Annotated in this window: 8 protein-coding genes; all 8 read left to right on the top strand. The window is 53.9% G+C overall.

The features are described from left to right. The first annotated feature begins 147 nt into the window (after nt 1–147). The 8 genes from tssA to tssH are packed head-to-tail and all read left to right on the top strand — an operon-like array spanning nt 148 to nt 10,903. Entirely contained in the window at nt 148–1,260 is a 1,113-nt protein-coding gene (tssA, locus tag CFK45_RS10750) for a type VI secretion system protein TssA (protein ID WP_096086444.1), read from the top strand. Nucleotides 1,261–1,287: 27 nt separating this feature from the next. Continuing rightward, nucleotides 1,288–1,803, top strand: coding sequence for a type VI secretion system contractile sheath small subunit (gene tssB / locus CFK45_RS10745; protein ID WP_096086443.1), 516 nt, complete (start codon nt 1,288–1,290; stop codon nt 1,801–1,803). Continuing rightward, entirely contained in the window at nt 1,803–3,293 is a 1,491-nt protein-coding gene (gene tssC, locus CFK45_RS10740; RefSeq protein ID WP_096086442.1) for a type VI secretion system contractile sheath large subunit, read from the top strand. Before tssB ends, tssC (CFK45_RS10740) begins: the two co-directional genes overlap by 1 nt. Nucleotides 3,294–3,348: 55 nt before the next feature. Further along, nucleotides 3,349–4,857 (top strand): type VI secretion system contractile sheath large subunit, encoded by a 1,509-nt coding sequence (tssC, locus tag CFK45_RS10735; protein WP_239923641.1) that lies wholly within the window; start codon nt 3,349–3,351, stop codon nt 4,855–4,857. A gap of 2 nt (nt 4,858–4,859) precedes the next feature. Further along, nucleotides 4,860–5,357, top strand: coding sequence for a type VI secretion system baseplate subunit TssE (gene tssE / locus CFK45_RS10730; RefSeq protein WP_096086441.1), 498 nt, complete (start codon nt 4,860–4,862; stop codon nt 5,355–5,357). Continuing rightward, on the top strand, nt 5,350–7,185 hold the full coding sequence (tssF, locus tag CFK45_RS10725; protein WP_096086440.1) for a type VI secretion system baseplate subunit TssF: 1,836 nt from the start codon (nt 5,350–5,352) through the stop codon (nt 7,183–7,185). Before tssE ends, tssF begins: the two co-directional genes overlap by 8 nt. Next, nucleotides 7,149–8,231 (top strand): type VI secretion system baseplate subunit TssG, encoded by a 1,083-nt coding sequence (gene tssG / locus CFK45_RS10720; RefSeq protein WP_096086439.1) that lies wholly within the window; start codon nt 7,149–7,151, stop codon nt 8,229–8,231. The genes tssF and tssG overlap by 37 nt, the downstream gene beginning before the upstream one ends. Before the next feature lie 17 nt (nt 8,232–8,248). Continuing rightward, nucleotides 8,249–10,903, top strand: a complete 2,655-nt coding sequence (gene tssH / locus CFK45_RS10715; RefSeq protein WP_096086438.1) for a type VI secretion system ATPase TssH — start codon at nt 8,249–8,251, stop codon at nt 10,901–10,903. Nucleotides 10,904–10,945: the final 42 nt, after the last annotated feature.

The following is a 10,945-nucleotide window of genomic DNA, read 5'->3' as shown; positions in this document are numbered from 1 at the left end:
TGCGTCGCGCAGAGTTTTGATTCAAAATGACAGCAAAATCACCTTCAGTGCATTTTTTGTTCAAGCCGGACTTGCCACAGCTAACGTTGCTAAGGCTGGGTGTGCTACGGAAAGTGCAGACGTACACGTATAAAAAGGATTTCGATAATGGCTTCTGCCGCTTTACTTGACCACGCAGCGCTCTCGGAAGTAATTGCCGATGATCAGCCGACAGGTCCAGACCCGCGCGAAAACCCATCTCCGACATCTACTTATCAGCAGGTCAAAGGCGAGCGCGCAGCCGCTCGGGCAGCGGAACGCAACAGCATTCACGACGGCTCGTCCAACGAGGCGGCCCAGCACTGGCAGGCCATCATCAACTTAGCGCCCGGCCTACTCGCCAAAGAAAGTAAAGACCTCGAAGTCGCCAGCTGGCTGACCGAAGCCCTGGTGCGTAAAAACGGGTTTCAGGGGCTTAGAGACGGCGCCAAAACCATCCACCTATTATTAACAAACTTCTGGGACGGCCTTTACCCCGAGCCGGATGAAGACGGTATAGAAACGCGAGTTGCGCCCCTTTCCGGGCTTAACGGCGAAGGCGCCGAAGGTGTGTTAATCGCCCCTATTCGCAAAGTTGAAATTACTGAAGGCCAAAGCATCGGCCCTTTCAGCCTATGGCAGTACCAACAAGCGCTCAACAACCAAAAGATGGCCGACGAAGACGCCAGAGAGCGCAGTATTGCCAAGCTCGGCTTCTCTGTTGAAGACATCGAAAAAGCCGTTGGCGAAAGCAGCTCTGAGTTTTTTATCAACATCCGCGACGATCTCGACGAGTGCCTGACCCTGTTTAAAGAGATCGGCACTTTGCTTGATGAGCACTGCGGCCACGACGCACCTTCCGTACGCAATATCACCGACATTCTCGACGAATGTCGCGGCGCCGTTAACCACTTAGGCCGCAACAAGTTTCCGGTCGAAGTAGGCACAAGCGAAAGTGACGACGGCGACGCAGCGCCGGAAGAGTTAGCCAACGATACCCCAGCGGCCGCCACTGTCGCAGCTCAACCGGCTAAATTAACCCGGGAAGTTGCCTTTAAGCAGCTTTTAGATCTGGCCGAGTTTTTCCGCGAGAGCGAACCCCACTCCCCTGTTTCTTATATGCTCGAGAAAGCCGTGCGCTGGGGTGAGATGCCCTTGCACGAGCTGATCCCGCAGCTAATAAACGATCATTCATCTCTGGAACGCTTTAGTGATCTCACTGGCGTAACAGTTGAAAACTAAAGCAATCCCTCACTAAAGGTAAGACATATGTCCGATAGCATTCACGATAAGTTGAAACGCGTCAGAAAGCCGCGAGTGCATATCACTTATGACGTCGAAACAAATGGAGTTGTAGCCGACAAGGAAATTCCGTTTGTGATGGGTGTCATGGGCGACTACTCCGGTGACAACACCGAAGGCAAAAAAGCGCTGAAAGACCGCAAGTTCTCTCAGATCGACCGCGACAATTTCAACGACGTTATGGGCAAAATAAACCCTAAACTGCAGATGAAGGTCGACAACACCCTCGAGAAAGACGGCAGCGAAATCTCTGTTGAGCTCGACCTCAACAGCATGGAAGATTTTGAGCCCCACAAAATTGTCGAGAAAGTTGAGCCGCTGAAGAAGCTGATGGAAACGCGCAACAAACTGCGCGACTTGCTGACCAAGGCCGACCGTTCCGAAGAGCTAGAAGAAGTTCTCGAACAAGTACTGAGCAATTCCGAAGCTCTTGGCTCTCTGAGCAAAGAGCTGGGCGTAGAGAAACCGGAAGGTGGTGAATAATGAGCGATAACGAAGAATTAGTTGAACGCGGAGAAGCGGCAGAAGCCCAGGAGCTGAGCTTTCTGGACCAAGCTATTTCCGCGACACGTCAAACCCCTCGCGACGAAACCGAAGAGCTGCTCAAGGCGCTGACCAACGAAGCGCTTGCCGGCACCGTCAGCTGGGACAAAAACTTAAGCCAGACCATCAACAAGGCCATTGCCGCGATCGATTCAGCGATTTCAGAGCAACTTGCTGCCGTGATGCACAACGAAAAGTTCCAGAAGCTCGAAGGCTCCTGGCGCGGTTTGCAGCACTTGGTGATGAACTCTGAAACAGGCTCGCAGTTAAAGATTCGCATGCTCAACCTGAGCAAAAAAGAGCTGAGCCGCGACCTGGAAAAAGCCGTTGAGTTTGACCAGAGCCAGATCTTTAAGAAAGTCTACGAAAGTGAATTTGGCATCGCCGGTGGTGAGCCTTACGCCGCCCTGATTGGCGACTACGAGTTTGGCTCTCACCCCGACGACGTCAGCCTGCTGGGCAATATGTCGAACGTCGCCGCCGCCGGTTTCTGCCCGTTTATCTCAGCGGCCGGCCCAAGCATGTTTGGCTTTGAGAGTTTCACCGAGCTCTCCAAACCTCGCGACCTTGAAAAAATCTTCGATTCTGCTGAGTACATTCAGTGGCGCTCTTTCCGCGACAGCGAAGATGCGCGCTTTGTCACGTTGGCCATGCCTCGCGTATTAGCGCGCCTGCCATACGGCTCGGCAACTAAGCCTGTTGAGGCGTTTAACTTCGAAGAAGCGCCGATCAACGCCGATGGACGCCACGTCAGCAACGATCACGACAACTACTGCTGGATGAACGCGGCCTACACCATGGGCACAACCATGACCAAGGCCTTTGCCGAGTACGGCTGGTGCACCAGCATTCGCGGCGCCGAGGGCGGCGGTAAAGTTGAAGGCCTGCCATCTCACACCTTTGTCAGTGACGACGGCGATATGGATCAGAAATGCCCAACTGAAATTGGCATTACCGATCGCCGCGAAGCGGAACTGAGCAAGCTCGGTTTCCTGCCTCTGTGTCACTATAAAAATACCGACTACAGCGTATTTTTTGGCGGCCAAACCACGCAGAAGCCGAAGAAATTTGACGACCCGGATGCATCCGCAAACGCCGCCATCTCAGCTCGCCTGCCCTACATTATGGCCACCTCTCGCATCGCTCACTTCTTGAAAGTAATGGCGCGCGATAAGATCGGTTCATTTATGGAGGCCTCTGAAGCTGAAGAGTGGCTCAACAAGTGGATCAGCAGCTACGTCAACGGCACGCCAGGCGCCAGCGCTGAAATGAAAGCCCGTTACCCACTGGCTGAAGCGCGTGTTGAAGTAAAAGAAGTGCCTGGTCAACCAGGTGTATTTAACGCCGTGGCATGGATGCGCCCGTGGCTGCAGATGGAAGAGCTCTCAGCTTCCCTGCGCCTGGTTGCAAACATTCCCAAGGCAGGCTAATTGATGTAAATAATGGAGGGGTGCGCCCCTCCATCGTATCAGGCGAAGCGCAATCGTGACCGACAGCACTACTTTCGACATCGACCGCCCTAAAGCTTCGCTTTCAGCTTCAGGCTCTGAAGGCTCCCCTCCCCGGGCGTTTAACTACGGCGAATTCTTAGCCGAGACCGATACCGTTCAAGCTCTGTGCACCTGGCTGCTCGAACACTACTCGGCCAGCTCTATCACCAGCAAAAACGATATTCGCGCGCGCGTGATGCAAAGCATTGCCGCCATCGACAGCTTGATTAGCGAACAGCTTAACGAAATCATCCACCACCCACGCCTGCAGAAGCTCGAAGCTTCGTGGCGCGGACTTTGGTATCTCGCAGAGCAAATAGAAGGCACACGCAATATTAAACTGAAGCTGCTCGATATCAGCTGGGCTGAAGTCAGCCGCGATATCAGCAGAGCGCTCGAATTCGATCAGAGCCAATTGTTTCAGAAAATATACAGCGAAGAATATGGGCACGCAGGCGGTGAACCTTACGGGGTCATCATCGGCGACTACGAGATATCTCACAAACCCGATAGCGACTACCCCTTCGACGATGTCAGCACCTTAGAAGGTTTGGCGCAAATAGCGGCAGCGTCGTTTGCCCCGTTTATCGCTTCGGCTTCGCCCAAACTTTTTGGCCTGGACGATCACAGCGGACTTGGCCAACCACTTAATTTTAAGAATATTTTTTCACAGCAGGAATACATTCGCTGGAACGCGCTGCGCGATAAAGCCGACTCGCGCTTTATCGGTTTGACGCTACCGCGCATGCTGATGCGCCGCCCCTACCGCAAACAAGGCGGCAGCTATAAAGGCGTATTTTTTAAAGAAAAACTCGGCGACGCCGAGCGCAACTTTTACTTGTGGGGCAACGCCTGCTATGCCTTTGCATCCATTCTAATTCGCGAGTTTAACAATGTTGGTTGGTTTGGCCATATTCGCGGCGTGCCGCGCAACCAGCTCGGCGGCGGCCTGTTAAACGAACTCTGTATAGACTATCTCAGTGACAGCGACATGCTGATCAGCAAACCAGCAACCGATGTCATCATTACCGACCACGTCGAAAAAGAATTGAGCGATCAGGGTTTTGTGCCGCTGAGCCACTGCTACGACACTGAGTTTGCTGCGTTTTACAACAACCAAAGCATTCAGCGGGCCAAGAGCTACCAGGACCACAGCTCTCACATTAACGCGCGACTTTCATCGATGCTGCAACACGTGCTCTGCGGTTCGCGCATTGCGCACTACATCAAAGTCATGATTCGCGACAAGCTCGGCTCGTTTGTCAGCGCCATGGAATGTGAAGATTACTTGCGTAAATGGTTGTTTAAATACACCACCGGGCGCGAAGACCTCGACTGGGAAGAACAAGCCCGCTTTCCGCTCCGGCAGGCGGCAGTTCAGGTTCGCGAGCACCCGGAAAAAGCCGGCGCCTACACCTGCGTGATCTCGATTGTGCCGCACTACCAAATTGATCAGATGGTCAGTGAGCTTGAACTGGTCACCGAACTTGCGCAGATGAATTAACAATGAGAAGCCCCGATACCAAAACGCACTTGCGTGCATCGTTATTTGACCGTTTGCGCGACGACGAACCTCACTTGGAATTCGAAGCCGCACAGACCCAGCACCAACAGCTAAAAGAGCTGCGTGCAAGTGTGCGCCGAGATCTCGAAAAACTATTAAATACACGTTTTCGGGTGTGCTCGGCCGATGAAAAATACCCAAACCTGCAAGAGAGCCTGTTAAATTTTGGCCTGCCGGATTTGGCGACCATCAACATTATCGATATCGACAAAAAGCGCGCGTTTACCGCGCAACTCGAGCGTATCTTGCGTCAGTTCGAGCCGCGCTTTAAAAGCGTTAAAGTCAGCCACCTCGACAACCGAGAAAGCACCGATCGCACCTTGCGCTTTCGCATTGACGCAACGCTCTACGCCGACCCAGTACCCGAAGTGGTGGTCTTTGACTCGATTCTGGAACCCGCGTCTCGCTCTGTGAACGTCGAGGAAAGCCAACATGCCTGATGAATTATTAAGTTATTACGAAAAAGAGCTCGCCTACGTGCGCCAACTCGGCGCCGAGTTTGCCGAAGAGCACCCCAAAATTGCCGGCCGCCTGGGCCTTAACAGCGACCACGTCGAAGACCCGCACGTTGCCCGTTTGGTTGAGAGTTTTGCCTATTTGAATGCGCGCATTCAGCACAAGCTCGACGACGACTTCCCCGAAATCAGCGACGCCCTGCTCAACGTCGTCTTTCCGCACTACCAGCGACCACTGCCATCGATGAGCATTGCCCAGTTTGTACCGGATAAAGACCAGCTCGATTCGCGCTATCACATTGCAGCAAACACACTGGTTGAAACCGAGCACTTCCAGGGAGAAAACTGCCGCTTTAGCAGCGTATACGATGTCGAGTTGCTGCCGGCAGAAGTCAGCAGCGCCTCATTGATCGGCGCACCGCTTGCCACACCCGGCGCGGCAATGATGCCCGGCGCCCAGTCCTGCTTGCACATACGCTTGCAGAGCTTCGACAGCGCCCTGCCTTTTAGCGAGTTTAGCTTTGACAAATTGCGCTTTTATTTAAAAGGCCAGGCGCAACATGTACACCCAATGTACGAGCTGCTACTTGAGCAGTGCAGCGGCATTGCGTTAGCCAAAGGTGACGATGATTTATCGCCCGTTATCATTGACTGCGACCACGTTCAGGCCGTCGGATTCGAAGAGGATCAGGCACTGCTGCCCTATCCTGCAGCGTCGTTCCAGGGCTATCGTTTGCTGACCGAGTTTTTCTGTTTTCCAGAAAAGTTTATGTTTGTTGATGTCGATGGCCTCAAAGATTTCACCGGGGCACTCGAACAAAACGAGCTCAACCTTTATTTTTATTTTGAAAAATCCAATGTCGAGCTCGAGCACAATATTCGCGCCGACAATTTTGTCCTCGGCTGCAGCCCCATCGTCAATTTATTTCAGCACGAAGTCGATCCTATACAAGTGGATCAAAGTCAGAGCGAATACCACGTGCTCGCCGATGTGCGCCGCCCTCGCGGCTACGAAATTTACTCCATTGACAGCGTTAATGCGGTGTCTCCAGATGGCAGCCAGCACGAATACCTGCCGTTTTACGGGCAAAAACACAGCTACCAAGGCAACGATCACCGCGCTTACTGGCACGCCAGTCGCCGTCACGCCAAACTCAGCAACTACGAGCGCGACGACGCTTCCGATGTGTTTTTGTCTCTGGTTGATTTAAATTTTGACCCAAACAGCCCGCAAGAAAAAACCTTGATGATTCAGGCCACCTGCAGCAATCGCGATCTGCCTGAAAAATTGCCGTACAACAATGAGCAGCCGCGCCTGCAGTGTGTCGACGGCGCACCGCCGTGTGAGCGCATACGCTGCCTGACACAGCCGAGCGCCACCATACGCCCGCCGCTGCGCAACAAAGCGCGCTGGCGCCTGATCAGCCACTTAAGCCTGAACCGCCTATCGCTGACCGGCCGCGACAACCCAACTGGCGCACTGAAAGAACTGCTGCGCCTGTACGACTTTAAAGAGAGCTCGGTTACCCGCGCCTTAATTAATGCAATTGATAATGTCAGTTGCCGACAGATCAGTGCCCCCATCAGCATCGACGGCCGCCCCACGATGTGCCGAGGCATTGAAGTCGAGTTAATTATCGACGACATGCTTTTGTCGGGCAGCAGTGCCTATTTGTTTGCCAGCGTGCTCGAGCGCTTTTTTGCCCTGTATTGCTCGGTCAACTCATTTAGCAAAACCTCCATCCGTTTAAAAAACAAAGAAGGATACTTAAAGCGATGTCCGATTCGCTCAGGCGAACAAGTCCTTCTGTGATTGAGCGTCTTAACGACGCCCCCCAGGACTTTGAGTTTAACCAGGCCCTCAAGATACTTGAGCACGAAGCTAGTGATAGCGACAGCGCTCAACAGCAAAGCCTGCTCGGCGGATTTAACCACCCGGCAAACGAAAAGCTGCGCCTGCAAAACGACCATTCACTGGCCTTCCCCGCCGGCGATATCGCCAAAATTGAGCAGGACAAAAATCAGCGCTGGAAGCTACGAAATCGCCTATTTAGCTTAACCGGCGCTCAGGGCGTTATGCCCTACACCTTCACCGAAAGCATTCAGGCCAGGCAAAAACAAAAAGATGGCAACCTGGCCGACTTTTTAAATGTCTTTAGTCATCGTGCCAGCTCGCTGTTTTATAAGGCCTCGTGTAAATACCGCGCCGAGCGCCAGTACGAAGGCGGCAAGCTCGGCGGCGACGATACGCTCAGCCTGATGCTCGAAGCGCTGACCGGTATCGCCACGCCCAACCTAAAACAAAACCTCGGTCTCGACGCCGATACAATGCTTTTTTACGCCGGTATTTTTAGCCAGAGCGTGCGCACAGCCTCCGGCCTTAAACACTTGCTGGCCGAGCACTTTGCCGTCGACATCGGCATTGAACAGTTTCAGGGCCAGTGGCAGGAAGTGGTCGACAGCGGCCGCAGCCGCTTGCCCAGTCGCCTGCAACCTAAAGGCCAAAACGTCTGCCTCGGCCGCAATACCATGCTCGGCGAGCGCGGCTGGGTCGCTCAAGATAAAGTAAGCATCGTTGTGCGCCCGCGTGCAGCTGAGGTTGAAAACTTTTCACCCGGCAGTGACAGCGTTGCCGCGATGCATGAACTGATTAAGTTGTATCTGGGTTTTGAAGCCGATTTTGAACTGTGTGTCGAAATTCCACCCGATGCCAAACAACAAAGCGCGGCGCTCGGCACCGCCGATAGCGGCAAGCTCAGCTGGAATAGCTGGTTGGGCCAACGCAGCCCCGAACAACAAACATCCCCTAAAGCACGGCGCGTTTCTGTTAGCCCGCCCTCCTCTCAACGTACACTGTGATCATTAAAGGATAAGTCATGATCAATCTCGATCTAAAGTCACTCGTAGGAAAACTCAACGAACCGAGCCGCATGGCACTCGAAGCGGCCGCTGGCTTGTGCTTGTCTCGTACTCACTACAACGTTGAAGTCGAACACTGGCTGTTAAAACTACTCGAACAAGATGGCAGCGACCTGCGCTTAATACTTGAAAAATGCAAGGTAGATATCGGCCAGCTCAACCGTGAGCTCAATGCCGAACTCGACAGCATCAGCGGCGGCAATACCCGCGCGCCGGCGCTGTCGCAAAGCATCGTCGATCTAGCCAAGAGCGCCTGGTTGCTCAGTTCTGTCGAATACGGCCACGCGGTAACCACCTCGGCGCACATACTCACAGCCCTGCTGCTCGACGAAAGTTTGCGCCGCTCAAGCCGCGCAGGCTCTGGAGAACTTGGCAAACTCAACGCCGAAAGCGTGCGCGAACTGTGCCGCGCCATCGTCGGCTCGACAGAAGAGTCAAAAGCCGCCGGTGCCAGCGCCACTGGCGATGCCGGTGCCGCACCGAGCAACGCGCCTGCGCTCGACAAATACACCGTAAACCTGACCAAAGCCGCACAAGAAGGCAAGATCGACAAAGTACTCGGGCGCGACGAAGAGATACGCCAGATTGTCGATATTCTTACTCGCCGCCGCCAGAACAACCCCATTCTCACCGGTGAAGCCGGGGTCGGAAAAACAGCTGTTGTAGAGGGTTTAGCGCTGCGCATCGCCCAGGGCGACGTACCTGCCCCGCTTAGAGAAGTCAGCATTTACAGTCTCGACCTTGGCCTCTTGCAGGCCGGTGCAAGCGTTAAAGGCGAATTTGAAAACCGCCTGAAATCGGTGATTGCCGAAGTCAAAGCCTCGGCATCACCGATTATTATGTTTATCGACGAGGCCCACACTCTTATCGGGGCCGGAGGCAAAGAGGGTCAGGGCGACGCCGCCAACCTGCTCAAGCCCGCGCTCGCCCGAGGTGAGCTGCGCACCATCGCCGCGACGACCTGGGCCGAATACAAAAAGTATTTTGAGCGCGACCCGGCGCTGACCCGCCGCTTCCAGGTTGTCAAAATTGAAGAGCCGAGCGAAAGCAAAGGCATCACCATGATGCGCGCCATCGCGCCGATGCTCGCCAGCCATCACCGCGTGAGCATACTCGACGAGGCCATCGTCGATTCAGTCAAACTCTCAAGCCGCTACATTCCCGCGCGCCAACTGCCCGATAAAAGTGTCAGCCTGCTCGATACCGCCTGTGCCCGCGTAGCCCTGAGCCAGAGTGCCACCCCAGCAGAAATTGAAGATTTGCGCCGCCGCATTAGCCAGTGTGATGCCACCATTAGCTCGCTCGGCCGCGAAGATGCCGTGCACGGCAACTATGAAGCTGAAATCAGCAAGCTGCACAGCGAAAAAGACGAACTTGAAAGCGAGCTTCAGCAACTTGAAAGCCAGTGGCAAAAAGAAAAAGGCCTGGTCGCCGAACTGCAGCAATTACAAGAACAACTGCACAAAGACTTTCTCGCGCGCGAAAACAACAGCGACGACGATAAGCTCTCCGATGAGCAGCGCGCATCTTGCAAGAGCGAACTGGCTGAGCTGAACAAACAGCTCGACGAGGTTCAAGGAGAAAACCCCTTAATTCAAGCCAATGTCAACGCGCAAGCGGTCGCAGAAGTTGTTGCAAACTGGACCGGCATTCCCGTTGGAAAAATGCTCGCCGACGAAATTTCTGGCGTGCTCGAAGTCAGTGCCAGCCTGAATAAACGTGTTATTGGCCAAAAACACGCGCTCGAAGCCATTGCCAAAGCGGTGCAGACCTCCCGCGCCGGCCTTACCGATCCGCGCAAACCGCTCGGCGTATTTATGATGGTTGGCTCAAGTGGTGTCGGTAAAACCGAGACCGCACTTGCACTTGCCGAGCTGCTTTACGGTGGTGAACAAAACTTAACAACCATCAACATGAGCGAATTTAAGGAAGAACACAAAGTCAGCATGCTGCTCGGCTCGCCTCCGGGGTATGTCGGTTACGGTGAGGGCGGCGTTCTTACTGAAGCGGTGCGCCGCCGCCCCTACAGTGTGGTGCTGCTCGACGAGATGGAAAAAGCGCATCCGGGCGTACAAGATATTTTTTACAATCTTTTTGATAAAGGCACCATCAAAGACGGTGAAGGGCGCGATATCGACTTTCGCAATACCCTGATTATCATGACCTCCAACGCCGGCGAAGAACACCTGCGCGCGATCTGCGCCCAGGCCGAAGAGCTGCCCGAGCCGGATGTTTTGCTCGATAATTTCCGCCCGGCGCTGCTTAGTTTCTTTAAGCCTGCCTTTCTCGGCCGCTGTAATATTATTCCGTATTACCCACTGGCCGATGAAGACCTGATTGAAATCAGCCGCATCTCGATGAAGCGTATTGCCAAGCGTGTACGCGAGCACTACGACGCTGAATTTAACTACAGCGACGATGTGTTAGTTCATATTGTTGCCCGCTGCCAGGAAGTCGATACCGGCGCACGCAATATTGAAAATATCCTGTCTCAAGGTATGTTGCCTGAACTTGCAACAAACTGCCTGGAAAAACTCGCCAGTGGTGAAAGTATTAATACGGTTACCATTGACGTAAACGAAGACGGCCAATTCAGCTACGAACTGGCGTAAGTTTATTGCCCCCGCGCTGCGGGGGCTGATGTAAAACACGCT

The sequence above is a fragment of the Agaribacterium haliotis genome (assembly GCF_002312815.1).
GTDB lineage: Bacteria > Pseudomonadota > Gammaproteobacteria > Pseudomonadales > Cellvibrionaceae > Agaribacterium > Agaribacterium haliotis.
The sequence above is the reverse complement of the archived record's forward strand: the minus strand, read 5'-3'. Positions and strand labels throughout refer to the sequence as shown.

What these genes read in the sequence shown, in the direction of transcription:
- tssC (WP_096086442.1), top strand. Translation starts at nt 1,803, where the DNA reads ATGAGCGATAACGAAGAATTAGTTGAACGCGGAGAAGCGGCAGAAGCC.
- tssB (WP_096086443.1), top strand. Translation starts at nt 1,288, where the DNA reads ATGTCCGATAGCATTCACGATAAGTTGAAACGCGTCAGAAAGCCGCGA.
- tssA (WP_096086444.1), top strand. Translation starts at nt 148, where the DNA reads ATGGCTTCTGCCGCTTTACTTGACCACGCAGCGCTCTCGGAAGTAATT.
- tssG (WP_096086439.1), top strand. Translation starts at nt 7,149, where the DNA reads ATGTCCGATTCGCTCAGGCGAACAAGTCCTTCTGTGATTGAGCGTCTT.
- tssE (WP_096086441.1), top strand. Translation starts at nt 4,860, where the DNA reads ATGAGAAGCCCCGATACCAAAACGCACTTGCGTGCATCGTTATTTGAC.
- tssH (WP_096086438.1), top strand. Translation starts at nt 8,249, where the DNA reads ATGATCAATCTCGATCTAAAGTCACTCGTAGGAAAACTCAACGAACCG.
- tssF (WP_096086440.1), top strand. Translation starts at nt 5,350, where the DNA reads ATGCCTGATGAATTATTAAGTTATTACGAAAAAGAGCTCGCCTACGTG.